Here is a 24,858-nt window from a genome sequence, read left to right as displayed (position 1 = left end):
ACCTGATCATTGTCCGTACAGCTAAATAGGTTGTACGCGCCAATAGGATGGCAACCATGAGTGACAGAGCTGGTTGGTTGGGTGCAAATCGAGCCAACTGGAACGAGCGGGCCGCAATTCACGCGGCACGCGATGGCTCGGGATATCAAGTGCAGGACTTCGTCGACAACGGCGCGTTGCTCTCGGATGTCGTCAGTTTCGATCTGCCGGTGCTCGGTGACATCGCAGGCAAGAACGCCGTGCACCTGCAGTGCCATATTGGTACGGACACGATCTCGTTGGCCCGTCTGGGCGCCGTAGCGACTGGCCTGGATTTTTCACAGGACGCTATCCGGGAGGCTCGGACACTGGCTGCCGAGACGGGTGATGTCGTGACCTTCGTAGAGGCAGACGTCCATGATGCAGCAAAAGTGCTGCCGTGCAATAGCTTCGACCTTGTCTACACCGGAATTGGGGCGCTGTGCTGGCTCCCGCGCGTTGACGCATGGTCGGAGGTGGTCTCGGCGCTCCTTGCTCCCGGTGGGGCTCTAGTCATCCGCGAAGGACATCCGATCTTGTGGTCGATAGATGATTCCGTGGGTGCCGAGTTATGTCTGCGGTACCCGTACTTCGAGCACGACGAACCGTTGGAATGGGACGACGGTCAAACATACGTCCCGACGGACAAGGTCATTCAGGCTTCAACGACCTACGAATGGAACCACTCTCTCGGCGAGATCGTGACGGCTCTGATCGCCAGCGGTCTGCGCCTCGATCTCCTCATCGAGCACGACAGTGTTCCCTGGGAGGCACTTCCCGGCCACATGGCGCCGCGGCCCGGAGGTGAATGGGCGCTGAGCGAGCGATCGGGTGTTATGCCCCTGACATACACGATCAAGGCCACGAAGCCGGCCTAGCGCGGGCTGCGGTTGTCAATCCTATTGAACTGCAACCAAAGCCAGACCGCCACTGGTCGCGACGAATGAGGTGAACGTGACAGCCTTGAAAACCGCGGTGGACGTAACATTCTCCTTGAATGCCATCGGCAGAAACAGGGTTGGGTTCAGCAGCGCGCCAAAGACTACGACGGCGGCCAGCCAGCCGGGCATTCCCGGCACGGCGAGCCCCACCGCGATCAGGAGTATTCCCATCATGATGTAGTCCAGATGGGCCTGGAGAAACCTGCGGCCGTTCGTTACACCGATGCGCTTGAGCAGTTGCGGGGCAAGGAAGTTGGCGGCCACCGCCCACCCCATCATTGCCCCGAATGCCAGCTCGAGTAGGCCGATGCGGACGACGAGGTTCATGCGCTGACCATGTTTCTGCGATACCACCGCCGGCCATGCCACCGTTGGTAATGCCATGCGGCGGTGGGGAGTGCGCCGCGGGGATGCAGCCAGAAGCGGTCGGGAATCTCAGTCGTGGGTGCCTGGCGTCCGAGGTCGATCTCGCCGAGGAGAATGCCCTGTCCCTGTTCGGGGCGACGTTCGGCGATGATATGCCCGGCACCATCGGTGATTAGTGTGGAACCCTCAAAATGCCCCCGGTACTCGAGGGGAATCCAAGGCATAGCGCAGCGCAAATCGCCGACGTGTGCAGCGTGAACAACCGGTGCTCCAACGTATTTGGCGAAGGTGCCCGCCGCGGCCCGGGCTGTCTCGTGGTTGCGGCGTTCCATCCCCTCGAATGTCGAGCGTGGGTGCCATGGAGGTACGGACCACCAGCCAGAACCGGTCATCACCAGGTCGACCCGTGAACGCATACGTTGTGCAGTGCGGGTGCGCATCAGCTCCCAACACACGGCAGCCCCAACGTCATACGCGCCCGCGCGGAACACCCCGTCGTCCCGGCCGCCGACGTAGAAGGAGTTCTCCCACATGGTCGGCAGGTCTTTGTCGTGGCGCCCGACCACTCCCGTCGCGTCCGCCGCGACGTAGGCGTTGCGGACGTGCCCGTCCTCGTCCCGGCACAGGAACGAGCCGCCGACGAGCGCGTCGTAGCGACGGGCCACTGAGCGCAGCAGTTCGGTGGCCTCGCCCGAGAAGGGCAGGGTGGCATTTTTCAAGGAGGGATCGAAGGCGATCCCGCTGGTAAAGAACTCGGGCAACGCGATGATGCGCGCGCCGGATTGGCCGGCCTTATCGGCGAGCGTGGAGCACCTGTCCAGGTTCGCGGCGACATCGCCGATAACTGCTTCGAGTTGGATCGCCGCCGCCAGCACCATAACCGAACGCTACTACAAAACCGAACGCTTCTACAAGACTTTGTTGCGGACGAGGCCACGCTCGATGATTTCGCGTCCCAAGGCCAAGACGCGTTGCATCTCGGCAGGCTCGAGGCGCAGCCGGTCAGGACGCAAATTGAGCGATAACACGCCATTCCATGCGCCCCACAGAAAGAGGGACGTCCGGACCGGATCTGTGCAGTACAGCTCACCTGCGGCGTCGGCGCGGCGGAGCACATCGGCGATGTCGCCGACCAGCGACTCGACCTTGTCGGCAATCCGGCGCTCGACTTCGTCGGCCATATCTCCGGGGGGAACGTCGAGAGTGCGCAGGGCGATCATGCGGAAGTACCCGGGGTTCTGCAGATGGAAATCGCAGTAGGCATCACTGGCAGCGCGCAGCTCCTCCATCGGCGTGCGCCCCTTGCCGAAGGCCTTTGCCATCGCCTCCTCGTTGACCAGCAAGGCGCGCTCGACGAGTGCGAGATAGAGACGCTCTTTGTTCTTGAAGTGGTGATAGATCGAACCAACCGCGAGATCGGCGGTATCGGCGATGGCGTCCATGGTGACCGCATGGAACCCGCGCTCCACGAAAAGTGCTTCGGCCGCGTCGAGGATTGCCGCAGTCGTGACGGCGGTCCGGCGGTCTTGACGTCGACCCTTGGTCTCAGGCACCCACCGAGGTTACGGGTGTGCGATCCCCTGGCGGTAGCGTTAGCGGATGGTCGTCACCCTGCACCCCAAGTCGGGTCTCAAGGCCCGGTTGCCGTTTTTGTTTGTGCTGCTGTTCGTCAAGCCGCTGTTGATCCTGTTTCCGATCCTCGACGCCGGTCTTCGCCAGCTCAAATGGCTGGACCAGGGCGCCCAACGGGGACCCGATGCGCCCGGCATTCAGCGGACGCGGATCGCCCTGGCCGACCGGCCTACGGATCTGATGGTGCCGGCGGGGACGCAAGCAAGTGATTCCGATACGGCCATCCTGTATCTGCACGGTGGCGCCTTCATCGCGTGCGGACCCGCCACCCACCGCAAGATCACCGGCTTGCTGGCGCGCCAGCTTCAGATCCCGGTCTACGTGCTCGACTACCGGCAGCTGCCGGTGGCCGGGGTGGGTACCTCGGTGGCGGATGCGGTGCAGGCCTATCGCGAGCTGCTGCAGGACTACGCGCGGGTGGTGATCGTCGGTGACTCGGCCGGCGGGTACCTGAGCGGCAAGGTCATTGAGCATGCGCACGCCCATGGACTTCCGAAACCCGTTGCCTATGTCGGGTATTCGCCGCTGCTGGATCTGGACCTGGCGTCCAATCCGGCCAGCACCAGCCGCCATGACGCATATTTACCCAAGGGCAAGCTCGCCAAGCTCGCACCCAAATTCGACAGGGGCCCAGTGGAATTCACTGGCGAGCGGCGGGTGATTTCGGTGCCTGTCGAGGCGTTTCCGCCTACGCTGCTCATCACCGCGCAGGATGAGTTCCTGGAGCCGGATGCTCTGGAGCTCGCCGAGAAGCTCACCACCGCAGGCGTGGTTGCCAAGGTGCACAGCTACTCGTGGCAGCTGCACGCTTTCCCGGCCATCGCGGTCTCGCGCGATACCGCTGAGGCGGTCGTGCTGTCCGCCGACTTCGTGCGGGAGGCGCTCTCCGCGGTCGAGCAGGGACCGGCAACCGAACAGGCAGGCTAAATAGGGCGCGGGAAGCATCCCGCGCCTGTCTGCGTTGGATTGTGCCGGGCCAGCCAGGCTGGCCGTCGACCCGACGCGAGGAGCCTTCGCACCATGAGCCTGCTGTTCGAGCCGTACCGGCTGCGCGACATCACCATTCCCAACAGGATCTGGCTGTCGCCGATGTGCCAGTACTCGGCCGACCCCACCGGTCCCTTGACCGGTACACCCAACGATTGGCACCGCACGCACTTGATCAGCCGGGCGGTCGGTGGTGCTGGGCTGGTGTTCACCGAGGCAACCGCCGTCAACGCGCGAGGGCGACTCTCCCCGTACGACACCGGGCTGTGGAACGACACCCAAGAGCAGGCCTGGGCCTCCATCGTGGGCGCGGTTAAGGAGTTTGGTGCGATTCCCGGGGTACAGCTCGGGCATGCCGGACGTAAGGCGTCTACCGTCGCACCATGGGACGGGCATCTCTCACTGAACCCCTCAGATCCATTGAGCTGGGAGACAATTGGACCCACCAACGCGCCGTATGGTGACTTCGAGCCGCCGGTGGCGGCCACGCCCGCTGATCTCAACGCGATCATCGATGACTACGTGGTTGCCGCACAGCGCGCGTTGCGGGCGGGTTTCCAGGTGCTTGAGGTGCATGCCGCCCACGGCTACATTCAGCACCAATTCCTCTCTCCGGCAAGCAATACCCGCACCGATGAGTACGGCGGGTCTTTCGCCGGCCGGGTGAAGCTCACCCTGGACACTGTCGCGGCGGTACGTACGGTCTGGCCCGAACACCTGCCGCTTTTCGTCAGGGTGTCGGCCACTGACTGGGTGTCCGAGGAGCCCGGGCTGGAGGCAGACAGCTGGACGCCCGACCAGACCGTCGAGCTGGCCAGGCTGCTGCAGGCGCGTGGGGTGGATCTCATCGACGTGTCGACGGGCGGCAACGTGCCACATGTCCGGATTCCTACGGGGCCCGGATATCAGGTGCGATTCGCTCGTCGCATCCAGACCGAAACAACGCTTCCCGCAGCCGCGGTGTTGCTGGGCCGCGAACTATTGCGCGACCCGTATTGGCCACGGCGCGCGGCCCGGGAGCTGGGCGCTGAGCTGAGCCCGGTGGTTCCCAAGCAGTATGCCCGCGCCTTCTAGCCGGGTAGTCGAGACAGCACCAACCGCAGCACCTTGACGGCCGCGGCCTTGTCCAGTGGGGAGTTTCCGTTGCCACACTTGGGTGATTGCACACAGGACGGGCACCCGGCCTCGCATTCACACGCCTCGATGGCGTCAGCCGTGGCGCCCAGCCAGATCGCGAGCTGCTGATATCCGCGGGCGGCAAAACCTGCACCACCCGGGTGGCCGTCGTACACGAACACCGTTGGTAGCCCGGTTTCGGCTTGCAGCGCGGTGGACACTCCGCCGATGTCGCCACGATCACAGCTGGCCACCAACGGCAGCAGGCCTATCGCGGCATGCTCGGCCGCATGCAGGGCGCCGGGCGTGGCCAGTGCCTCGATGTCGATGCCCGCCAACGCTTCCGGGGTGATGGTGTACATCACCGCCTTGGTACTCAGCGTTGAGGAGGGCATATCGAGCTCGACGAAGTCCAGGATCTCGCCGGTCGCCAGCTTGCGTAGATAGCCGATCACCTGGTGGGTAACGTCCACCGGTACCAGCCCTATCTGGATGTCACCCAGATCGATCCGCTCGCCCTCGCCGGTGATCGCGATATCGATGGTCGACCGGGCGAACGTCGAATAGTCTGGAGTGGCGTTGTGCACCAAAGCGATTCCATCACCGAAATCGAGCGAATCGACCAGGTAGGTCTCACCGGAATGCAAATAGACTGCGCCCGGATGAACTGTCGCGGGGGCCCGCCCGGAGTCGACGGTTCCCAACACTCGCCCGGTATCGGCCTCCAGGATCATCACCTGCCCGCCGATAGATCCACGGATATCCACCGCCGCATACGGGTTGAGGCCGGGGGCTGCAAAGTATCCGCCGGGCCGCTTGCGTAGTAGCCCGTCGTCAACGAGCTGGGCGACCACATCTCCAGCATCCAGGGATCGCACATCGTCCTCTGTCAGCGGTAATTCAGTTGCCGCGCACAGCAGATGGGGGCGCAGCACATGTGGATTGGTCGGATCGATCACCACCGCCTCAATCGGCTTGTCCAACAGCGCGCCCGGATGGTGAACCAGGTAGGTGTCCAGCGGATCGTCGCGAGCGACCAGTACCACCAACGACCCCTGTCCCCGGCGCCCGGAGCGTCCCGCCTGCTGCCAGAATGAGGCCACGGTGCCCGGAAAACCAGCCACCACAACGGCATCCAAACCGGCGATATCGACGCCCAGCTCAAGAGCGTTCGTGGTCGCCGCACCGGTCAATGCGCCCGTCGACAACGCCTGTTCCAGCGCCCGGCGGTCCTCCGGCAGATAGCCCGCCCGGTACGCCGCCACTTGCGACGCCAGTGCCGGATCGACCTCCGCGAGCCGATGGGCGGCGCCGAGCGCCGTCATCTCCGCGCCGCGCCGCGATCGGACGAACGTCAAGGTCCGCGCGCCCTCCTGGACCAAATCGGCGAGCAGTCGGGATGCCTCGGTGCTTACCGGGCGTCGCACGGGTGCCCCGTTCTCTCCGGTGATCGGAAGCAGCGGCGGTTCCCAGAGCGCCACCGTGCGCATCCCGTGTGGAGAACCGTCTGCGATGACTTCTTCGACCGGCTGACCGATCAACGCGTGCGCCGCGGCGCCCGGATTAGAGGTTGTGGCGCTGGCGAACACCACTGTTGGATGCGAACCATAGCGTGCGCACAAGCGCAGCAGTCGCTGCAGCACGAGAGCCACATTTGACCCGAAAACCCCACGGTAGTAATGACATTCGTCCACCACCAGATAGCGCAATCCGCGCAGGAATGCCGACCAGCGGGTGTGGTTGTGCAGCAGTGACACGTGCATCATGTCGGGATTGGTGAAGATCCACCGCGAGCTCTCGCGCGCGAACCGCCGCAACTCGTTGGAGCTGTCGCCGTCATACGCGCAGGGCAGCACTCGATCGAAACTGTCGATCCCCGTGATCAATTCGCGTATCGAGCGCAACTGGTCGTGGCCGAGTGCCTTGGTGGGTGCGAGATAGAGCGCACGGGCCCGCGGCTCTGCGGCCAGCGCGGTCAGAATCGGCAATTGATAGGCCACCGACTTCCCGGAAGCTGTGCCGGTGGCTACCACCACATGGCGGCCCGCGAATGCCAGCGAGGCGGCGGCGACCTGGTGCGACCACGGATCGGTCACTCCTTGGGCGGCAAAAGCAGTGATCGCGTCGCGGTGTACCCACTGCGGCCACACCGCGACCTCGGCATTTCGAGCAGGAATATCGCAAATATGCCGCACTGGAGTTTCGCCGCTGGGCGTACCGGCCACGATGAGATCCAGCAGTTCACGGCCATAGCCGACGGTCACCGCAAAACCCCTCGTGACCTGCACACTTGTGCCAAAACGGTGTCGAGTCCGCTACCGCATCTGGCCATAATGCCAGGGTAAGGCAGGCCAAAAGGGGGCCGAAGTTTCGCCACTGTTCACCGAACTTCCTATCAATTATCTGGCTCACCGCTATCGCCAACGCTCTAAACATGCTCTACTTAGGGCGGTCGCAGCTTCTGTGTTCGTGTTTTGCACTCGCAGGATCGACGTTGCGGTCGCGGTTCCTGCGAGGGTCTTCTTCACGGGGTATGGCGGTCGGAACGGGGCCCGACGTACCGAACGGCGCGTCGCACCCGGTGTAAGAGAAGGAAAATCAAGAAATGCCACAGGGAACTGTGAAGTGGTTCAACGCGGAAAAGGGCTTCGGGTTCATTGCTCCCGAGGACGGCTCCGCCGACGTCTTCGTCCACTACACGGAGATTCAGGGCAACGGATTCCGTACCCTGGAAGAGAACCAGAAGGTTGAGTTCGAGGTAGGCCAGAGCCCCAAGGGCCCCCAGGCTACCGGCGTCCGCGCCGTCTGACCCACATCCGTCGAAGGAACGCCCCTGGCCATGGCCGGGGGCGTTTCTGGTTCCAAGAATCTCTCCGCGCGCGGGTAGGGCCTACTGGTGCGCGGAGAAAGTACTGTCTGTGACTGTGAGCCAGCTGTCCTTCTTTTCCGCCGAATCGGTGCCTCCCGAGGTCACCGATCTGGCGGGGCTGCTGGCCGGACCGGGCCAGGTTGTGGTCAGTGGCGCGGGCGCACGGATCTCGGTGGTCGTGGACCAGCCGTGGCGTGCGCTGGCACTGGCCGAGATGATCACCGAAACCGGTTTACAGGCCGAGGTCGGTCACACCGACGAGAACCATCCGCTGGTGCGTACCGCCATCGATCCCGCGGTGCTCCCGATCGCGCGTGAGTGGACTCGGGGCGCGGTGAAAACCGTCCCAGCGCAATGGTTACCAGGTGCTCGTGAATTGCGGGCCTGGGTGCTTGCGGCGGGCGCACCGGAAGCCGATCGGTACCTCCTCGGACTGGACCCGCACGCTCCCGATACCCATTCGACGCTGGCGGCCGCGCTGATGCGCGTGGGCATTGCCCCAACCTTGATCGGAACACGTGGCGCCAATCCCGCGTTACGAATCAGTGGGCGACGCCGGCTGGGGCGGCTGCTCGAAAACATCGGGGAACCACCCGGCGATACCGATGCATTTCGTGTTTGGCCGAGGGTATAACCGGGTTTTATCAGCGGTTTAACGGCGACACGGACACACTTTTAGCCACCCTGACATCGGGAATACCGAAGCCGATATGAAAGGCTAGGTTTGCGCAATTGGCGCGGGGGTGTCATCTTGTGACCACGGTGGACCGCCCCTACACCGTACATATGCGGCTGAATGCGCAGGTAAGGAGACGAAGCAGTGCGACGGCTCGTCATCGTCGAATCACCGACGAAGGCCCGCAAGATCGCTGGCTACCTCGGCGACGGATACGTCGTCGAGTCCTCGCGTGGCCACATCCGGGACCTGCCCCGTGCCGCTGCCGACGTTCCGGCCAAGTACAAGTCCGAACCCTGGGCTCGACTCGGGGTGAACGTCGACGAAGACTTCGAGCCGCTTTACATCGTCAGCCCCGATAAGAAGGGCACCGTCACCGAACTCAAGGGCCTACTGAAGGACGTTGACGAGCTCTATCTCGCAACGGACGGTGACCGCGAGGGTGAGGCCATCGCCTGGCACCTGCTGGAGACTCTCAAGCCCAAGGTGCCCGTTAGGCGCATGGTCTTCCACGAGATCACCGAACAAGCCATTCTTGCGGCCGCTCAGGACCCCCGTGACCTCGACAACAACCTCGTCGACGCACAGGAGACCCGCCGCATCCTGGACCGGCTCTACGGCTACGAGGTCAGCCCCGTGCTGTGGAAGAAGGTCGGCCGGAACCTGTCCGCCGGGCGCGTGCAGTCGGTGGCCACCCGGATCATCGTTCAGCGTGAACGCGATCGCATGGCGTTCCGCAGCGCCGGGTACTGGGATCTGGGTGCCGAACTGGACGCCGGCAGCGAGGCCAAGCCTCCGCGTTTCAACGCCCGCCTGCTGAGCGTTGACGCGCTGCGCGTGGCTTCCGGCCGCGACTTCGACTCGCTGGGCCAGGTCAAGAAGGCCGACGACGTGCTGGTTCTCGATGAGGTGCGGGCCAACGCCCTGGTCGCCGGACTGGCTCAGGCCACTCTGACGGTCGCCTCCGCCGAGGAAAAGCCGTACACCCGCAAGCCGTACCCGCCGTTCATGACATCGACGCTGCAGCAGGAAGCCGGGCGCAAGCTGCGGTTCTCCTCCGAGCGCACCATGAGCATTGCGCAGCGGCTGTATGAAAACGGCTACATCACTTATATGCGTACCGATTCCACGACACTGTCCGAATCGGCATTGACTGCCGCGCGTAGTCAAGCAGCGGAGTTGTACGGAAGCGAATATGTGCACCCGTCGCCGCGGCAATACACGCGCAAGGTGAAAAATGCGCAGGAAGCGCACGAGGCTATTCGTCCCGCAGGCGAGACTTTCAAAACTCCGGGACAATTGCATTCACTGATCGACAATGACGAATTCCGTCTGTACGAGCTGATCTGGCAACGCACCGTTGCCTCGCAGATGGCCGATGCACGCGGGACCACGCTGAGCCTGCGGTTGGCCGGCACCGCCACCTCCGGCGAGCAGGTGGTGTTCACCGCCAGTGGCCGCACCATCACCTTCCCCGGCTTCTTGTCGGCGTACGTCGAGACCGTGGATGAGCTGGCCGGCGGCGAGGCAGACGACGAGGAACGTCGTCTCCCGCAGCTCAAGCAGGGCCAGACCGTCACGGTCGCCGAGCTGTCCGCAGACGGACACACCACCAATCCGCCCGCTCGTTACACCGAGGCCTCGCTCATCAAGGCGTTGGAAGAGTTGGGTATTGGGCGTCCGTCGACCTACTCGTCGATCATCCGGACCATCCAGGACCGCGGCTACGTGCACAAGCGCGGCAGTGCGCTGGTGCCCTCATGGACCGCGTTCGCGGTGATCGGACTGCTGGAACAACACTTCGGCCGGCTGGTCGACTATGACTTCACCGCGGCGATGGAGGATGACCTCGACGAGATCGCCTCCGGTAACGAACGGCGCACAAACTGGTTGAACGCCTTCTACTTTGGTGGCGAGCACGGTGTCGAAGGTTCGGTCGCCCGGGCCGGCGGACTCAAGCGCCTGGTGGGTGTGAATCTCGAGGAGATCGACGCCCGCGAGGTCAACTCGATCAAGCTGTTCGACGACGACCAGGGGCGCCCCATCTATGTGCGGGTCGGAAAGAATGGCCCGTACCTGGAGCGAATGATCACCGGCGACGACGGGGAACCGACCCCGCAGCGCGCCAACGTCAAGGACGGCGTCACCCCCGACGAACTGACCGTCGAGATGGCAGAGCAGCTGTTCGCGATTCCACAGGAGGGCCGGACGCTGGGTGTTGACCCGGAGTCCGGGCACGAAATCGTCGCCAAGGATGGACGTTTCGGTCCCTACGTCACCGAGGTGCTGCCCGCACCGCCGGAGCAGCTGGACGCCGCCGAGGCGGATGCGAAGCCTAAGCGCGGCGCCAAGAAGGTGGAGGGGCCCAAGCCGCGTACCGGCTCGCTGCTGAAGTCCATGACGTTGGAGACGGTGACGCTCGACGACGCGCTCAAGCTGCTGTCCTTGCCGCGCGTGGTCGGTGTCGATCCCGCTAACGGCGAGGAGATCACCGCCCAGAACGGGCGGTACGGCCCATACCTCAAGCGCGGCACCGATTCTCGATCGCTTGCCACCGAGGATCAGATGTTCACCATCACCCTCGACGAGGCGCTAAAGATCTACTCCGAGCCGAAACGTCGCGGCGGTCAGGCGGCTTCGGCGGCTCCGCTGCGTGAGCTCGGTGCGGATTCGGCGACCGGCAAACCGATGGTGATCAAGGACGGCCGCTTCGGCCCGTACGTCACCGACGGTGAGACCAACGCCAGCCTGCGTAAGGGCGATGACGTGCTGTCGATCACCGATGAGCGTGCCTCGGAGCTGCTTGCCGACCGTCGGGCGCGGGGTCCGGTGAAGCGCGTCAAGAAGGCGCCGGCGAAGGCGGCAAAGAAGGCTCCCGCCAAGAAGGCCCCGGCGAAGAAGGCCGCCAAGAAGGCGACCTAGATGCGGCGCGGGCGTGCCACCTGAGTGGACACGTTGCGGCCGCGCAGTTCGACGGTTTCACCGACGTCCCAGCGCAGAGCCTCTTGGTCGCGTGCCTCCATGACCGCGGAGGCGGACGCCAGCACGTTCCCGGGTTCGTTCTTGGCCAGCTCGGTCAGCCGGGCAGCCTCATTCACGGGATCGCCGATGACGGTGTACTCGAAACGCGCCTGTGCCCCGATGTGGCCGGCGATGGCTCGTCCCGCCGAGACTCCGATGCCAAAGTCGTTGGAGCCCAGCACGCTGGTGAGTTCATGGGCCAGCTCGCGGGCGGCTGCCAGCGCCGCCGCGGCGCCATCGGGGTGGTCGATGGGCGCGCCGAAGATGGCCAGCGCAGCGTCACCCTGGAATTTGTTGACGAAGCCGCCGTGCTTGTTGACGGTATCGACGATGACCCGGAAGAACTCGTTGAGAACCCTGACGACCACCGCTGGCCCGCGTGTCGACGCCAATTGGGTAGATCCCACCAGGTCGACGAAAAGCACAGCGACACTGCGCTCTTGACCGCCGAGTTCGGTGCCGTACTCGAGTGCCCGGCGTGCGACATCCTCACCGACGTAGCGGCCGAAGAGGTCGCGCAGGCGTTGCCGTTCACCGAGATCGCGCACCATGTCGTTGAACCCGGCCTGCAGCAGTCCGAGCTCGCTCGCGTCATAGATGGGCACGTGGGCGTTGTAGTTGCCGCGCTGCACTTCGCTGAGTGCCCAACGTAATTGGCGCAGCGGGTCGGCGATCGAGGTGGCCACCAGCAGCGTGCCCATCAAACCGATCGCCAGCGCGATGATCGCCAGGATCAGGATGGACCCGGTGAGGTTGTCGGCATTGGACTTCAGATATCCGGCGCGTTGGCCCACGACGGTGAGCACGATCGCCAGGATCGGCACGCCGGTGCTCAATGCCCAGGTGAGTATCTGGCGGACGATGACCCCTGGGGCGGTGACATTTTCCGGCACGCCACGGCGCAATGCCTGAATCGCTACCGGGCGCAGGACGCGCTCGGACTGCAGGTAGCCGATGATGCTGGTGGTGGTGGCGCCCAGCACGGTCGCGAATGCCGCGACCAGTACCGAGCTATGGGTGGATGACCAGGTGACGGCGACGAAGATCGCACCACCCACGAGCCAGGTCGCGACGCTGATGACGGTGCGGTAGAAGGGCATCTGCAGGGCACGGACGCGCACAGACTCCGATCCTTCGGATTCGAAGTCCGGGGAGCTGTACTGCCAGCGCAGAACCGGTAACAGCAGGTAGGTGCTGACGATGGCGCCGGCAATGAACAGGATGAACAGCGAGACGCCGAGGATGATGAGCCGTGCGGTGCCAAGCTCTGACAGTTCCACCCTGTCGCTCGGCGGCAGGCCGAAGCGCAGGAAGCCCAAGACGAACAGGGCCCCGACCAGGTTCGACTGTGCGATACCCATGATGAAAAGAGGCCATGGGGTGCGCATGACCCATCGTGAATACCGGGCTGCGCGTGCGAGTGGGCGCTGGTCTGCCCTTCCTTCCGCGCCAGTCACTCGTTAACCGTAGCTGTCGGCGGTGACGGCAGCGTTTCACACGCCTATGCGGCCTGTTCGGGGAGTCTGATCCGGCAGCTAGGGTTGGTGACGATGAGCGGGGTTTTCGGTCGCCTGGTGGATCAGGGAGCGGTGGTTTCCACGCTCTCATCTGCGGCATTGGCTGCGCGTGGGGATGACGTTGGCCGGATGACCCATGCGTGGTTGTTCACCGGGCCGCCGGGGTCGGGCCGATCGGTGGCCGCGTTGTGTTTTGCCGCCGCCCTTCAGTGTGAATCGGAGGGGGCCGCGGGCTGTGGGGAGTGCCGTGCCTGCACCACCACGATGGCCGGGACCCATGCTGACGTGCGCAGAGTCGTTCCCGAGGGATTGTCGATTGGTGTGGACGAGATGCGCGCGATCGTGCAGGCGGCCTGGCGCCGTCCGAGTACCGGGCGCTGGCTGGTGGTGCTGATCGAGGACGCCGACCGGTTGACCGAGGGCGCCGGCAACGTGCTGTTGAAGGTTGTGGAGGAGCCACCGCCGCGAACGGTGTTCTTGCTGTGCGCCCCCTCGGTGGACCCGGAGGACATCTCGATCACCTTGCGATCACGCTGCCGTCATGTGGCGCTTGTCACCCCCTCGGTGACTGCTATCGCACAGGTGTTGACGGACCGCGACGGGATCGATCCCGAGCAGGCGCAGTGGGCCGCATCGGTGAGCGGTGGTCATGTCGGCCGCGCGCGCAGGCTCGCCACTGATGAGCAGGCCCGTGCCCGGCGGCTCCGAGCATTGGGGCTGGCCCGGGAGGCTGCGACCCCCACGCGGGCGTATGCGGCGGCCGAGGAGTTGGTGAGCAGCGCCGACACCGAGGCGAAGGAACAGACGGCCGCGCGCAACGAGGCCGAAGAGGAAGAGCTGAGGACGGCGCTGGGGGCCGGCGGCACCGGCAAGGGTGCGGCGACAGCGCTGCGCGGAGCAGCGGGTGTCTTGAAGGACTTGGAGCGCAAACAAAAATCGCGTCAGACCAGGGCTTCGCGTGATGCGCTGGACCGCACGCTCATCGATTTGGCCACCTACTTCCGAGACGCCCTGGTGCTTTCGGTGGGCGCTGCCGAGGAGGGCCGGGTGGCGCTGCATCACCCCGATATGGCCGACCGGCTCGGGCCGATGGTGGACCGGGTGCCCCCCGAACAGCTTCTGCAATGCATCGAGGCCGTTCTGGTGTGCCGAGAGGCGCTGGCGGTCAATGTGAAACCCAAGTTCGCGATCGATGCCCTGGTCGCGACGGCGGGGCAGGCTCTTCGTCCCTCGGAATGAGATTGGGCGTCGTGGCAGGGGTGCCGTAGACTCTCGGTCGCTGGGTTCGCCCGGCGTGCTGCCCTAGCTCAGTCGGTAGAGCAATTCACTCGTAATGAATAGGTCGGGGGTTCGATTCCCCCGGGCAGCTCCATGCGGAGTACGTGGTTCGGGCCCCTATGGAATTAGACGGAAGTCTTCGTCGCGATGGTTGTGTGCTCAGATACTCCGATACTGCTGGTTCGGGCATTCCGGTCGTGTTCATCCATGGAGCGGGCGCAGACCATGCCATGTTCGAATCCCAGCGCGATGTCCTCCGGGCCGCCGGATTTCGCGTTGTGCTCTTCGACTTGCGCGGACACGGAGCCTCGAGACCTAGTACCGCCGCTATCACAGCGGACGTGCTGGTATCAGACGTGGAAGCGTTGATCGCCCACCTGGGCCTGAGCCGGCCGGTGCTCATCGGACTTTCTTTGGGCGGCAACATCGCGCAGCGTCTTGTCAGGCAGGCGCCGAATGGCTATCGGGCGCTGGGTGTCCTCGACTCGACCTGGAACACCGGTCCATTGTCTTGGATCGAAAGGTCATCTTTGCGGCTCGCTGCTCCGCTGCTGCGGCTCATACCGGCACGATCCTTGCCGGGTGTCATGGCGGATGCCTCGGCGGTTACCGAGCCCGCGCGTGCCTACCTGCGCCGGGCGTTTGCGGCGATATCGAAGGCCGAGTTTCTCAGGATATGGCGCGCGACCACCGAGTTCGTTGAGCCCGATAGCGATTACCGCACACAGTTGCCACTGCTGCTGATGCGTGGCGAAATGGATCGCACCGGAAACATCGAGACATCAATGCCGCAGTGGGCAATCGCAGAAGGCGTCGCCGGGGTGGTCATTCCCGATGCCGGTCACGTAGTTACGTTGGATGCCCCTGAATCTGTGAATGCTGCGCTCGTCGCCTTTCTCCGGTACTTGACGTAAATCACTTCGCTGCCGGGTACTTCTGCTGTGGGCGCAACGCAAGGCCGCTAGATTAAAGGTCATGTGGTTCGCGGGACGCGGTGCAGGCCGTCACGGTTTGGTCGTTGCTGCGGTGGACCAGGTGCTGGCCACGGCCACCGGGCGGCAAGGCTCGGTAGTTGACGTCACACATAGCTGGGCGCACGCGAACGGCCGCGTGGTGGATATCGAGGATGCACCACTCGCGGCGGGCGTTTTTGGCCAGTGGATCTCGTTCCCCGACCGGGAGCTCGTGCAGGTGGGGCAAGGAGTCGTGGGCCGCGACCGCACGATCGCCCATGAATTGGGCCACATGGTGTTGGGTCATCGAGGGCTTCCGGTTGCTGAGTTCGCCGCTGAGCACGTCCGCGCGGTGCCGCCTGAGCTGGTTGCCCGCATGCTGCAACGCAGTTGTGGCGCGGATGAATTGACCCATAGCGATGACCGTTGGCCGCAGGATGAGCTCGCTGCTGAGCGGTTTGCGGCATTGTTGGTGCGCCGCTTGCGGGCCGGCCGACGAGACCGCCCGAGCTGGAGTCCATACGTCGACGACGCGCTGGGGTAATGACTCGCTCGGTATGGGATTCCCTGCAGGCTGTGCGCGTCGCGGTACTGATCGTGTTTCTGCCGGTAGTGCTGTATCGGATCTGGCGATTGGTCCGGTACCCCACGTCGATTCCCGCCATCGCTGCCACAGTCTTCGGGGTATGGGTGTGGTTCTGGATGTTGATATTCACCGAGCCGGTGTGGACGGCGATGCCTGCCTCCGTGCACGCGGTGAGCATGGGCGGTTGGGCGCCGGTCTGGATGGCTGGCTGTCTGCAGATCTTCGTGATTGGGATCAACGGTGACGTTTCGCAGGTCTGGATTCGTCGTGGGCTGCGCACCACCTTTATCGTCACCGGTTTGGTCCTCATCGTGGTTGCGGTGGCGGTGAGTCAGAGCCGTGTGCTGGCTTCTTCTGCCGACATGTTTGCGCTTACCAATGCTCTCCTAGACGGGGGAGATCGTGGTGCTGCCGTTGCCCAAGTAGTGAGTAGTGGGTTCCTGGCAGTGGTGCTTGTTCAGCTCGCGTGGGTCGGATTCCGCCACGCCGACCGCACCCCAGTTGGAGTGGGATTGGGACTACTGGCGATGGCAGCGGTATTACAACTGACCGCAATCGCACTCACCGGAGTCTGGCGACCCCTGACTGGGGGAGGTATGGGAATCGGTGGTCGATATGTTCCCTCACTTCAGATTTTGCCCGGATGCGCGGGCGCGGCGCTTATGGTCGTGGGATTCGCCTGGCCGCCTGTGATGCTGCGTGTCCAGGCACGGCGAGAACTGCGGCGGCTACGTCTGCTCCATGATGCTCTTGTCGGTATGTTCCCAGGGTTGTCCCCGCCGGCAGAATCTCAAATAAGGTTGTCGGACTTAGTATTTGAATGGGTAGCGCACGTGCAGGACGGTCTCACCATCTTGTCTCAGCGCCGTGAGGTACCTGTAGAAACGGGCTGGGCGCCTCCCGCCGATCAGATAGGTCGTGCTTTGGAAGTGGCGAATTGGATTTCTGGCCAATCAGTTTCGGGATTCAGTTGCGAATGGCTGCGTCCGCCTATGGGCATGAGCGAACAGGCGTGGGTGCTCGCGATCGCCGACGCTTACCGCAACTGTATGGAGACTTCCGAGGTTCAGGAAGTCGGACGCGAGCGTCTGCCGGTGGGAGGATGATCACTCGCTCGATATGGGAGGTGATGCAGGCAGTACGCGTTGCGGTGCTGATCTGCTTCCTGCCTGTGGTGCTGTACAGAATCTGGCGGTTGATCCGTTACCGGACATCAATCCCAGCTGTTGCGGTAACTGCCTTTGGGGCGTCCGCCTGGCTCTGGCTCCTGGCGTTCACCGACTCTGTATGGAACGTACTGCCGCAGATTGTGCGTGCTGTCAGCATGGGTGGCTGGCCGGCCATCACGATCGCGGCTTGTTTGCAGGTTTTCGTCGTTGGTATCAGCGGTGACGCCTCACCGGATCGGGTTCGTCGTGGGCTGCGAATTACCTTCGCGATGGCTACGCTCGCACTCGTTGTCGTGACACTGACGGTGAGGAACAGCAGTGTGCTCATGACAACGTACGACGCATTGACGATCTCGAACATCGTGTACTCCGGTGGCGATCGCGCATCCGCAATTGCCACCATTGTGACTAGCGGGTACGTGATATCGGTGGTTCTGCAAATGATGTGGGTAGGTTTTCGGCACGCCGACCGAACGCCAGTCGGAGTGGGCCTGGGGTTGCTGGCCACCGCATCGGCATTCCAAGTTGTGGGTAGCCTCTGCGGAGGGGTCTGGCGTCCGCTTGCCCATGGCGAGGGCTTTATAGGCAGTCCGGTGGGGCTGTGGTTTCAGACGCTTCCCGGATGTGTAGCTGCGATCTTGATGGTCGCGGGCTTCCTCTGGGCGCCGGTGGTGTCGCATGTTCAGGCGCGGCGGGACATGAAACGGCTGCGGCCGCTTCACAGCATGCTCGCTGATATGTTTCGAGGACTGTTTCCGCCGACGGAAAGTCAAATACGTTTGTCGGACAAGGTATTTGAGTGGAGCACACATATTCAGGACGGTCTTACGCTTTTGGCGCAGAGTCGCGGAGTGCCGCTAGATAGCTCCGCCATGGTTCCAGAAGAGGAGGCAGCACGGGCCTTGGCTGTGAGTAATTGGATTTTAGGTCAATCGTCTGCGGGATTCAGTTGCGCTTGGCTGCGCCCACCAGTGGACGTGAGTGATCAGGCTTGGGTGCTCGCGATCGCCGACTCGTACCGCAACTGTATGGAGACCTCCGGGGTTCAGGAAGTCGGACGTGAGCGTCTGCCGGTGGGAGGATGATCACTCAGTCCACGTGGGACCTGATGCAGATTGTGCGCGTCGCCATGCTCGTCTGCTTTCTGCCGGGGCTGCTGTACCGAATATGGCGGGTTGTGCGCTACCCGACATCAGTCCCGGCTGTCGCGGTAACTGTCTTTGGGGTGTCGGTGTGGATCTGGTTCGTGGTGTATACCGACTGGGTCTGGGCCGCATTGCCAGAGGCCGCACGTGCTGTCAGCGTGGCGGGTTGGCCAGCCATCACGATCGCGGCGTGTTTGCAAATTTTCGTCGTTGGTATCAGCGGTGATGCGTCGCCCGAGCGCATTCGCCGTGGGCTATGGATCACTATGGCAGGCGCGGCGATTGCACTTACCGTCGTCTTCATCGCTATGAGTTACAGCGAGGTGGTCCCGAGGGCTGATGATGTGCTGGCGACCGCAAATGCCATGTACGCCGGGACTGATCGCGGTGCGCTCGTCGCAATTGTGGTGAGCAGTGGGTACATGGTGTTAGTGGCTCTTCAGCTCGCATGGGTGGGCTCTCGCAACGCCGATAGAACTCCCGTCGGCGTAGGTCTGGGCTTGCTAGCGGCTGCATCGGCGTTCCAGGTAGTCGCGAGCATCTGTGGCGGGATGTGGAGCCCGCTGAGCCGGGGCGAGGGCTTCATCGGCGGCGCGGTCGGACGGTGGCTGCAGACCTGGCCGGGGTGTATCGCAGCGGGTTTGATCGTCGCGGGCTTTCTTTGGCCTCCCATCATGCTGCGTGTTCAGGCACGGCGAGAATTGAGGCGGCTAGGCCCGCTCCGTGACGCACTCGCCGGTATGTTTCCGGGGCTGTTCCCGCCCGTGGAATCGCGAATTCGATCGTCGGACTTGGTGTTCGAATGGACGACGCATGTCCAGGATGGACTCACGCTATTGGCGCAGAGTCGACGGGTGCCGCTAGTAGCCGACTCGCCCCTGCCAAAGAGTGGCTCAGAGCGGAGTCGGGATGTTGTGAATTGGCTTGTAGGTGAAGCAGTTCCAGGATTCAGTTACGAATGGCTGCGTCCGCCCGAAGGAGTGAGTGAAGGGCCTTGGGTGCTCGAGATCGCGGACGCTTACCGGGAACGTCAGGAAGACTTGGAGGCGCCGGCTTCCTTGTCGGGTATGCCCTCGACCTTGCGTAAGTGATCGACCATGTCGGCGATCGCCTGCCGACTGTTCTCGGAGAGCGCATAGCTGCGCTGCGCGATCTCACGAACCTTCGAGTCACGCAGCTGTACAAGCCAATCCAAATCGCGATTCACCGACGCGGCGTAGTCGGCGTCATAGAAGTAGGCGGGGCTCACCTGGAAGAACTCGGCTAGTGCCGCGACGATCTCCGGCGCCGGGTTCGATCGTTCGCCCTTGCGCAGGAGCGACAGATAGGGCGAGGAGACCTCGACGCCGCGCTCGCCCAGCGCGGTGACCACCTCGTTGAGGGAATAAGGTCCGCGCCCGGCCGGATGCACAGTGGCAAACAAATGGCTCAAGCGCTGCGAAAAGTCTGGCACAGCACCCCCTCACATACTTTCACTTCGCAGCCCAACGATACACGCACACACTGTGCTGCTCATCGTAGGTCTACGGGTGTCTGAGCGGTATGAAACTTATCGGAAGGGTAAGTCATTGACAAGGGCTATTTACTGACAGTAATGTCCGGGGTGTTCGTTCGGCTAATCAAGGTCGATCGTGCTCGGCTGGTCAATCGCTGTGCTCATCGTGGGGTTGAGCACAGCGAATGGTCAGCCGATTTACGTATGAGTCCTGCCGCTGCTCAGCGGAGCCCCAGAGCACTGTGATGCAGCAGCGCGCCGACAATCAGAACGCCCCCGAGTCCCAGGAATATGACCCGAATCGCGGTGGGGCCGTATCGCGTCACCGTTCGCACCAGACCTCGCTGCACCCGCCGCGCGCGAGGGGACCGTCGCGTCGACAGTACGAGAATCAGCAGACTGGGAAGAATCGCGACCAAGCCATAGCCGACCAACAGCAGCGGCCACATCGACGGCAGCGGGTGACGTGAGGCGAGCATCGCCAGCGCGCTCAGATACGGAACAGAGGTGGGTGCCTCCGCGTAGCCCAATGCGAGACCCACAAGCGCGAGAAGCCATGGATGGCGTCGCGCAACAGTACGAATCCATGGTGGCGTCACCGGTTCGGTGAACCAGGTCAGCGCCGCAACGGCGATCAACAGAATGCCGATGATCAGTTGCGCCCAGTATCGGGTAGACGGGGTGATGTCCGAGCCGCCGGCGACATCGGTCAACGAGCGCACGCCGAGCACGGTCGCCAGTCCAAAGGTGAACAGCGCTACGAATAGGCCGGTGACAAAGCTGAGGCCGCCGGGAAATGCTGATCGGCGTTCCAGCCGGGTCGCATAGACGATGGTGGTGGCGACACCGATGTTGAGCACGTTGAGGGCGTCCAGGCAGGCGAATCCTGCGAACGCCAGCAACAGGGTGAGCACGATTCCAGAACTTACGTGAGCCGGATCGTGTTCCGGCCATGGCCGGGTTGTGGGGACTGCCACAGTCGCTCGTGCGCTGACCCCCGGACGGTAGTCACGACTGGATCACACTCTGAACTGGGCCAACGTCACCGCCGGTACTCTGAACCGGATGCCTACTCAGACCTCGGCCGCTGTTGCGCCCCTGCACGGATTGCGGGACGTGCGCACGTATATCGATATCGCCGTCGTGGTCGCCGTTCTCGTGGCCACGAATCTGATCGCGCACTTCACCACACCATGGGCCAATTTCGTGGTGGTGCCGGTCGCCGCGATCGGGCTGCTGGCACTGATCCGCTACCGCGGCCATTCGTGGGCTGAGCTGGGGTTGGGCCGGGACCACTGGCGTTCGGGCGCCAAATACGCAGCCGTCGCGGTTGTCATCGTCGGCGCGGTGATCGGCATCGGTCTCTTGCTGCCGGTCACCCGGCCGATGTTCCTCAACAGCAGTTACGCCACGACCGTCTCGGGTGCGTTGCTCGCCTCCTTCGTCCTGATCCCGCTGCAGACCGTGATTCCCGAGGAGCTCGCTTTCCGGGGGGTTCTGCACGGCACGATGGCTCGAGCCTGGGGCTTTCGCGGAGTCGCGGCCGTCGGGTCGCTGTTGTTCGGCTTCTGGCACATCGCCACGTCCTTGGGATTGACCACCGGCAATGTCGGCCTGACCAAGTTGCTCGGGGTGGGCCTTTGGGCACAGATCGCTGGCGTGGCCGGCGCGGTGGTGGCCACCGCCCTTGCCGGATTTGTCTTCACCTGGCTGCGGCGTCGTAGTGGCAGCCTATTGGCGCCGATCGCGTTGCATTGGTCGCTCAATGGGATGGGAGTGCTGGCCGCAGTCTTGGTCTGGCACCTCGTCTAGCCCCATACGACGAGCGCGGTCGCCGCGAGAAACAACAGCTGTTCGGCGGTGCGCCAACCAAGGGGAGTGGACAGCGGATTTGACCGCTGACTGGCGGCATACACATTGGCCGGAAACATCACCACCAGCAGCACTCCCAAGCACCCGGCTGCCACCGCCCTCGTCGAGGGAATCAGGACACCGATCGCGCCGAGTAACTCGAGGACTCCGGTGAGCGCCACCAGGAACCCGGGTGCCGGAATCCGTGGCGGAACTATCGCGATCATCGCGGCACGCATTTTCGGGACGAAATGCGCGATCCCGGTCAGCGTGAACATCGCGGCGAGGCCGACCGCCACGGCGGCCGGCCACGAACTGACGGGTGCCAACCCCTGCGTACCGACTAAACGAGCCAGGAGCGTCCCGGCGAGGAGGGCAATGAGCGGTGCCATGACAGATCTCCAATCTTGACATTGACTAGATAGACGATACCCCCAAACTTGTCACTGTCAAGATTCGCGCTATGCTGAGGCGATGTCGTATCACCATGGCGGTCTGCGGGCGGCGATCCTGGCCAGCGCGGCCGACATGGTGGCCCGACGCGGCGCCACCGAGCTGTCACTACGGGAACTAGCTCGCGAGGCGGGTGTATCCCACGCCGCACCCGCCCATCATTTCGGCGATCGTCGCGGACTGTTCACCGCGTTGGCCGCCGACGGATTCACCAAACTGGCCGAGGCGCTAGACGGCGCGCACCCGGACTTCCATGCCGCGGCGCTGGCCTACGTGGACTTCGCCCTGAGTCATCCGGGCCACTACTCGGTGATGTTCGAACCCGCGCTCCTGGATGCCACCGACGCGCAATTGACCGCGGCGCGTGAGCGTGCCGGGGCGGCACTGAATGCAGGAATCGAGACGTTGACGCCACAGCAGACCTCGGCCGACAAGGTCACCGCGGCTCGCGCCGCGTGGTCCTTGGTGCACGGGTTTGTCTCACTGTGGTCCACTGGGGCACTGGCTGATTCGCATGATGCCGATCCGAAGACGATCGCCTCACAGCTCGCCTACACGCTGTTCCCGCCCACCGGTTAGCCCAGCAGAACTTTGGCGCCCTTGGATCGGTAGTCGGTGTGCAGGTCGATCTCCTTGGGTACCGTGCCAGCCGGTACGTCGTAGACGAGCACTGACCGCTTCTGCGCGCCGGGTCCCAGTTCTGCGCCGGGCTCCAGCTGTTCGGCGTTGCGCGCCAAGATGTTTGCCATGCTATCCGGCGTGTACTCCTTGCCCGTGGCGTCCTTGAGCTTTTGTTCATCGCCGAGGAACGAGTGCGTGGTCTGTCCGAGGTTCAGGACTTCGACGTGGACCACGACAAAGGTGCCGACGGCGGTCGCCTGCAGGGCAGGATTCGCCACATCGCCAACGGTCCCGGCATCACCCACCCGGGTGACCACAAACGCGAGGTCTCCATCGCGCACCTGCTGTCCAAGAGCCCCGGGCTTGCCTTCTTCCGCTGTGACCACCTTGGTTTCCGCCCCTCCGCCTGTAGGGCCGACGTGGATCAGGGTCGGGCGGCTCTCCGATGGCTGGCCGCCCCCGCATGCGGTGAGCAAGATTCCGGTAAGAGCAAGAGCGCAAACGCGTTTCGCGATCATGAGGCGTGTAGCACCGGCAATGTCACGGCCGAGGGATGTTTCTCGTCATGGCGGATCTCGAAGTGGATCGGAACAATGCGGCTGGCGGTCGCCAACGGTTCACCGGACCCGGTGTTGCGGGCGTGGTTCGGAAACGCACCCCCACTGACCTGGACCCGCAGCCGATGTCCCCGCGCGAAACGATAACCGGTGGGATGCATGGTCACCTGGACCGGTGACTGCGCGGCACCGTCTAGTTTGACGATTCCGTCAGTTACGTTGCGGGAAACTCCCTTCCGATCAACGTCGCAGAGCCTGACGAACAAATCGCCCTGACCACTGTCGGTTGTCGCGTACACCGATGCCGAAACCGGGCCGACCAGATCAAGGTCTTTTGTCAGAGGCGAGGTGGTGAAGACCAGCACATCGGAGCGACTTTCGATGGACGCGTTGTCGCGCTGCCCGGACACCCTGGCGTCAAGCAGCGGCCCGCCCACCACCGGGGTCGGGTTCTTTGGATCGTATGTGAAGGTGTCGACGGCGCTATCACCTTGTGGTGCTTGCCAATCAAGCCCGTGATCGGCCTGCAGATACAACGGTGTGGGCGTCGAACTCTTCGGCGGCCAATGATCGAAATCCAGCCATTGACCGGCCTTCTGTAGGTAGACCCGTACCGGTGCACGATGCGTTGATGAGGCGTCGCCGTGTAGATGTGCTGCCAGCCAAGAAAAGCTGTCGGCTATCGCCGTCTTGATCGACTTCGCATGGTCCCACGAGCCGATGGTGATACGCCGGGGGCAGTCGGCCTTCTGTAGCTCCTCGTAATCGCGGAGCTGACCTACTAGAAGCAGATCCCACCAGCCGGTCACCATGCTCACGGGTGTGCCCAGCGTCGCGAGCTGGGCGGTGTGGTTGATCTCGTCCCAATAGTCGTCGTCGTTGTGATCGGTCACCGTGCGCCAGAAGGGTTCTGGCTTTCCGATCGCGACATTGTCGGCGTCGGCGAGAGGTAGGTGATCCATCGCTCGGCGCACCCGCTTGCCGTGCGCGTTCGCCCGAAGCAGGCGGACCGCCTGCGGGATCTCCGGTGAACCGACCGCCGCGGACCACGTCAGGAGATTGTGCAGGTTGAACGACCCGCCCGGATAGAAGAGCTCGGTGAAGTTGCTGGTGGTGATTGCCGGGCACATGGCGGCCAAGGGTGGCTCGATGTACGGCGCCACCGCCCATTGCGTATGGCCGAGGTATGACGGTCCGGCGGTAGCGAGTGTGCCGTCGCACCACGGCTGTTCACGGACCCAGGCGGCGGTTGCAAGGCCATCCGCCCGTTCCTGGCGAAACGCGTCGAATTTGCCTTCGGATGCGAATTGGCCCCGGGTGTCTTGCACTATCACCTGAAACCCTTGACGGGCCAATAACGTTGCCCAGAGTTGGCTGATGATGCCCTGCTTGTCGTACGGGGTGCGGAAGATGACGGCAGGCAGGGGGTCCTGCCCCGGCGGGCGGAAGTGGTCGGTAGCGAGCTTGACGCCGTCGGGCATCCTCACCGGGATGTCGCGGCGCGTCTGTATCTGAGTGAACTGGGGTTCGGGCAGATCGAGCAGCTTTTCCAGGACGGGTGCAGAGAGTCGTCCGGTCCAGGTCAAAGCCAGTTCTCCGAGCATGGC

The 24,858-nt window shown here is 63.6% G+C and carries 25 protein-coding genes and 1 tRNA gene; 15 read left to right on the top strand and 11 right to left on the bottom strand.

Features of this window, described 5'->3' with window-relative positions; genetic code table 11:
* The first annotated feature begins 56 nt into the window (after positions 1–56).
* Complete coding sequence (locus AOT87_RS10910; protein ID WP_057967183.1) at positions 57–896, top strand: class I SAM-dependent methyltransferase; 840 nt, start codon at positions 57–59, stop codon at positions 894–896.
* A gap of 21 nt (positions 897–917) precedes the next feature.
* Here AOT87_RS10910 and AOT87_RS10905 read toward each other — a convergent pair whose 3' ends face one another.
* From AOT87_RS10905 to AOT87_RS10895, 3 genes are read right to left on the bottom strand one after another with little or no spacing between them, the layout of a single operon-like run.
* A complete protein-coding gene (locus tag AOT87_RS10905; protein WP_046252344.1) occupies positions 918–1,286 on the bottom strand; it encodes a hypothetical protein in 369 nt (122 codons plus the stop codon).
* Positions 1,283–2,203 (bottom strand): carbon-nitrogen hydrolase family protein, encoded by a 921-nt coding sequence (locus AOT87_RS10900; protein WP_057967166.1) that lies wholly within the window; start codon positions 2,201–2,203, stop codon positions 1,283–1,285. The genes AOT87_RS10905 and AOT87_RS10900 overlap by 4 nt, the downstream gene beginning before the upstream one ends.
* Before the next feature lie 30 nt (positions 2,204–2,233).
* Positions 2,234–2,878 (bottom strand): TetR/AcrR family transcriptional regulator, encoded by a 645-nt coding sequence (locus AOT87_RS10895; protein WP_057967165.1) that lies wholly within the window; start codon positions 2,876–2,878, stop codon positions 2,234–2,236.
* Between the two features lie 46 nt (positions 2,879–2,924).
* On the opposite strand from AOT87_RS10895, the gene AOT87_RS10890 reads away from it, so the two are divergent.
* Complete coding sequence (locus AOT87_RS10890; protein ID WP_057967164.1) at positions 2,925–3,884, top strand: alpha/beta hydrolase; 960 nt, start codon at positions 2,925–2,927, stop codon at positions 3,882–3,884.
* A 93-nt stretch (positions 3,885–3,977) separates the two neighbouring features.
* Positions 3,978–5,018, top strand: a complete 1,041-nt coding sequence (locus tag AOT87_RS10885; protein WP_057967163.1) for an NADH:flavin oxidoreductase/NADH oxidase — start codon at positions 3,978–3,980, stop codon at positions 5,016–5,018.
* On the opposite strand, the gene AOT87_RS10880 is transcribed toward AOT87_RS10885, so the two are convergent.
* Positions 5,015–7,324: a DEAD/DEAH box helicase gene (locus tag AOT87_RS10880; RefSeq protein ID WP_057967162.1), complete on the bottom strand. Its 2,310-nt coding sequence runs from the start codon at positions 7,322–7,324 to the stop codon at positions 5,015–5,017. The two genes, AOT87_RS10885 and AOT87_RS10880, sit on opposite strands and share 4 nt — an antisense overlap.
* 341 nt (positions 7,325–7,665) lie before the next feature.
* Between AOT87_RS10880 and AOT87_RS10875 the strand changes: the two genes are divergently transcribed.
* The 3 genes from AOT87_RS10875 (at position 7,666) to topA (ending at position 11,527) form a co-directional block, all read left to right on the top strand.
* Positions 7,666–7,869 carry a cold-shock protein gene (locus AOT87_RS10875; RefSeq protein ID WP_005064941.1) on the top strand — a complete coding sequence of 68 codons (204 nt, stop codon included), beginning with the start codon at positions 7,666–7,668 and terminating at the stop codon, positions 7,867–7,869.
* A 115-nt stretch (positions 7,870–7,984) separates the two neighbouring features.
* Entirely contained in the window at positions 7,985–8,563 is a 579-nt protein-coding gene (locus tag AOT87_RS10870; protein ID WP_030095869.1) for a hypothetical protein, read from the top strand.
* Positions 8,564–8,749: 186 nt separating this feature from the next.
* Positions 8,750–11,527 carry a type I DNA topoisomerase gene (gene topA, locus AOT87_RS10865; protein ID WP_057967161.1) on the top strand — a complete coding sequence of 926 codons (2,778 nt, stop codon included), beginning with the start codon at positions 8,750–8,752 and terminating at the stop codon, positions 11,525–11,527.
* Here the strand turns inward: topA and AOT87_RS10860 are convergent.
* Positions 11,524–13,014, bottom strand: coding sequence for an adenylate/guanylate cyclase domain-containing protein (locus AOT87_RS10860; RefSeq protein ID WP_044104857.1), 1,491 nt, complete (start codon positions 13,012–13,014; stop codon positions 11,524–11,526). The genes topA and AOT87_RS10860 overlap by 4 nt on opposite strands.
* Before the next feature lie 162 nt (positions 13,015–13,176).
* Between AOT87_RS10860 and AOT87_RS10855 the strand changes: the two genes are divergently transcribed.
* Both AOT87_RS10855 and AOT87_RS10850 read left to right on the top strand, forming a co-directional pair.
* Positions 13,177–14,382, top strand: coding sequence for a DNA polymerase III subunit delta' (locus tag AOT87_RS10855; protein WP_030095866.1), 1,206 nt, complete (start codon positions 13,177–13,179; stop codon positions 14,380–14,382).
* A gap of 57 nt (positions 14,383–14,439) precedes the next feature.
* A tRNA-Thr gene (locus AOT87_RS10850) sits at positions 14,440–14,515 on the top strand.
* A 31-nt stretch (positions 14,516–14,546) separates the two neighbouring features.
* Here the strand turns inward: AOT87_RS10850 and AOT87_RS29305 are convergent.
* On the bottom strand, positions 14,547–14,723 hold the full coding sequence (locus tag AOT87_RS29305) for a hypothetical protein (RefSeq protein WP_200997023.1): 177 nt from the start codon (positions 14,721–14,723) through the stop codon (positions 14,547–14,549).
* Here AOT87_RS29305 and AOT87_RS10845 point away from each other — a divergent pair.
* The 5 genes from AOT87_RS10845 (at position 14,652) to AOT87_RS10825 (ending at position 19,365) form a co-directional block, all read left to right on the top strand.
* Complete coding sequence (locus AOT87_RS10845; RefSeq protein ID WP_234795837.1) at positions 14,652–15,335, top strand: alpha/beta hydrolase; 684 nt, start codon at positions 14,652–14,654, stop codon at positions 15,333–15,335. The two genes, AOT87_RS29305 and AOT87_RS10845, sit on opposite strands and share 72 nt — an antisense overlap.
* Positions 15,336–15,396: 61 nt before the next feature.
* The gene (locus tag AOT87_RS10840; protein WP_057970095.1) at positions 15,397–15,918 is read left to right on the top strand and encodes a hypothetical protein; all 522 of its coding nucleotides are present in this window, start codon (positions 15,397–15,399) and stop codon (positions 15,916–15,918) included.
* Entirely contained in the window at positions 15,918–17,066 is a 1,149-nt protein-coding gene (locus tag AOT87_RS10835) for a hypothetical protein (RefSeq protein ID WP_057970096.1), read from the top strand. Before AOT87_RS10840 ends, AOT87_RS10835 begins: the two co-directional genes overlap by 1 nt.
* Positions 17,063–18,214, top strand: a complete 1,152-nt coding sequence (locus AOT87_RS10830; protein WP_057970097.1) for a hypothetical protein — start codon at positions 17,063–17,065, stop codon at positions 18,212–18,214. The genes AOT87_RS10835 and AOT87_RS10830 overlap by 4 nt, the downstream gene beginning before the upstream one ends.
* A complete protein-coding gene (locus AOT87_RS10825; RefSeq protein WP_057970098.1) occupies positions 18,211–19,365 on the top strand; it encodes a hypothetical protein in 1,155 nt (384 codons plus the stop codon). The genes AOT87_RS10830 and AOT87_RS10825 overlap by 4 nt, the downstream gene beginning before the upstream one ends.
* On the opposite strand, the gene AOT87_RS10820 is transcribed toward AOT87_RS10825, so the two are convergent.
* Together AOT87_RS10820 and AOT87_RS10815 are read right to left on the bottom strand one after the other, a co-directional pair.
* Complete coding sequence (locus AOT87_RS10820) at positions 19,305–19,727, bottom strand: helix-turn-helix transcriptional regulator (RefSeq protein ID WP_030095862.1); 423 nt, start codon at positions 19,725–19,727, stop codon at positions 19,305–19,307. The genes AOT87_RS10825 and AOT87_RS10820 overlap by 61 nt on opposite strands.
* Before the next feature lie 263 nt (positions 19,728–19,990).
* The gene (locus tag AOT87_RS10815) at positions 19,991–20,683 is read right to left on the bottom strand and encodes a GAP family protein (protein ID WP_057968756.1); all 693 of its coding nucleotides are present in this window, start codon (positions 20,681–20,683) and stop codon (positions 19,991–19,993) included.
* 202 nt (positions 20,684–20,885) lie between these two features.
* On the opposite strand from AOT87_RS10815, the gene AOT87_RS10810 reads away from it, so the two are divergent.
* Positions 20,886–21,581 carry a CPBP family intramembrane glutamic endopeptidase gene (locus tag AOT87_RS10810; RefSeq protein WP_030095860.1) on the top strand — a complete coding sequence of 232 codons (696 nt, stop codon included), beginning with the start codon at positions 20,886–20,888 and terminating at the stop codon, positions 21,579–21,581.
* On the opposite strand, the gene AOT87_RS10805 is transcribed toward AOT87_RS10810, so the two are convergent.
* Positions 21,578–22,012 carry a membrane protein gene (locus tag AOT87_RS10805; RefSeq protein ID WP_030095859.1) on the bottom strand — a complete coding sequence of 145 codons (435 nt, stop codon included), beginning with the start codon at positions 22,010–22,012 and terminating at the stop codon, positions 21,578–21,580. The genes AOT87_RS10810 and AOT87_RS10805 overlap by 4 nt on opposite strands.
* A gap of 82 nt (positions 22,013–22,094) precedes the next feature.
* Between AOT87_RS10805 and AOT87_RS10800 the strand changes: the two genes are divergently transcribed.
* Positions 22,095–22,652 (top strand): TetR/AcrR family transcriptional regulator, encoded by a 558-nt coding sequence (locus AOT87_RS10800; protein WP_057968755.1) that lies wholly within the window; start codon positions 22,095–22,097, stop codon positions 22,650–22,652.
* On the opposite strand, the gene AOT87_RS10795 is transcribed toward AOT87_RS10800, so the two are convergent.
* Positions 22,649–23,212 (bottom strand): DUF4352 domain-containing protein, encoded by a 564-nt coding sequence (locus tag AOT87_RS10795; RefSeq protein ID WP_057968754.1) that lies wholly within the window; start codon positions 23,210–23,212, stop codon positions 22,649–22,651. The genes AOT87_RS10800 and AOT87_RS10795 overlap by 4 nt on opposite strands.
* Positions 23,209–24,855, bottom strand: a complete 1,647-nt coding sequence (locus AOT87_RS10790) for a CocE/NonD family hydrolase (RefSeq protein ID WP_057968753.1) — start codon at positions 24,853–24,855, stop codon at positions 23,209–23,211. The genes AOT87_RS10795 and AOT87_RS10790 overlap by 4 nt, the downstream gene beginning before the upstream one ends.
* Between the last annotated feature and the right edge of the window lie 3 nt (positions 24,856–24,858).

The sequence above is a fragment of the Mycobacteroides sp. H003 genome (genome assembly GCF_001440135.1).
Taxonomy (GTDB): Bacteria; Actinomycetota; Actinomycetes; order Mycobacteriales; family Mycobacteriaceae; genus Mycobacterium; species Mycobacterium gwanakae.
This window is presented reverse-complemented; position numbering and strand designations above follow the sequence as displayed.

What these genes read in the sequence shown, in the direction of transcription:
- AOT87_RS10910 (WP_057967183.1), top strand. Translation starts at nt 57, where the DNA reads ATGAGTGACAGAGCTGGTTGGTTGGGTGCAAATCGAGCCAACTGGAAC.
- AOT87_RS10905 (WP_046252344.1), bottom strand. Translation starts at nt 1,286, where the DNA reads ATGAACCTCGTCGTCCGCATCGGCCTACTCGAGCTGGCATTCGGGGCA.
- AOT87_RS10900 (WP_057967166.1), bottom strand. Translation starts at nt 2,203, where the DNA reads ATGGTGCTGGCGGCGGCGATCCAACTCGAAGCAGTTATCGGCGATGTC.
- AOT87_RS10890 (WP_057967164.1), top strand. Translation starts at nt 2,925, where the DNA reads ATGGTCGTCACCCTGCACCCCAAGTCGGGTCTCAAGGCCCGGTTGCCG.
- AOT87_RS10885 (WP_057967163.1), top strand. Translation starts at nt 3,978, where the DNA reads ATGAGCCTGCTGTTCGAGCCGTACCGGCTGCGCGACATCACCATTCCC.
- AOT87_RS10875 (WP_005064941.1), top strand. Translation starts at nt 7,666, where the DNA reads ATGCCACAGGGAACTGTGAAGTGGTTCAACGCGGAAAAGGGCTTCGGG.
- AOT87_RS10860 (WP_044104857.1), bottom strand. Translation starts at nt 13,014, where the DNA reads ATGCGCACCCCATGGCCTCTTTTCATCATGGGTATCGCACAGTCGAAC.
- AOT87_RS10855 (WP_030095866.1), top strand. Translation starts at nt 13,177, where the DNA reads ATGAGCGGGGTTTTCGGTCGCCTGGTGGATCAGGGAGCGGTGGTTTCC.
- AOT87_RS10845 (WP_234795837.1), top strand. Translation starts at nt 14,652, where the DNA reads ATGTTCGAATCCCAGCGCGATGTCCTCCGGGCCGCCGGATTTCGCGTT.
- AOT87_RS10840 (WP_057970095.1), top strand. Translation starts at nt 15,397, where the DNA reads ATGTGGTTCGCGGGACGCGGTGCAGGCCGTCACGGTTTGGTCGTTGCT.
- AOT87_RS10835 (WP_057970096.1), top strand. Translation starts at nt 15,918, where the DNA reads ATGACTCGCTCGGTATGGGATTCCCTGCAGGCTGTGCGCGTCGCGGTA.
- AOT87_RS10830 (WP_057970097.1), top strand. Translation starts at nt 17,063, where the DNA reads ATGATCACTCGCTCGATATGGGAGGTGATGCAGGCAGTACGCGTTGCG.
- AOT87_RS10825 (WP_057970098.1), top strand. Translation starts at nt 18,211, where the DNA reads ATGATCACTCAGTCCACGTGGGACCTGATGCAGATTGTGCGCGTCGCC.
- AOT87_RS10805 (WP_030095859.1), bottom strand. Translation starts at nt 22,012, where the DNA reads ATGGCACCGCTCATTGCCCTCCTCGCCGGGACGCTCCTGGCTCGTTTA.
- AOT87_RS10800 (WP_057968755.1), top strand. Translation starts at nt 22,095, where the DNA reads ATGTCGTATCACCATGGCGGTCTGCGGGCGGCGATCCTGGCCAGCGCG.
- AOT87_RS10795 (WP_057968754.1), bottom strand. Translation starts at nt 23,212, where the DNA reads ATGATCGCGAAACGCGTTTGCGCTCTTGCTCTTACCGGAATCTTGCTC.
- AOT87_RS10790 (WP_057968753.1), bottom strand. Translation starts at nt 24,855, where the DNA reads ATGCTCGGAGAACTGGCTTTGACCTGGACCGGACGACTCTCTGCACCC.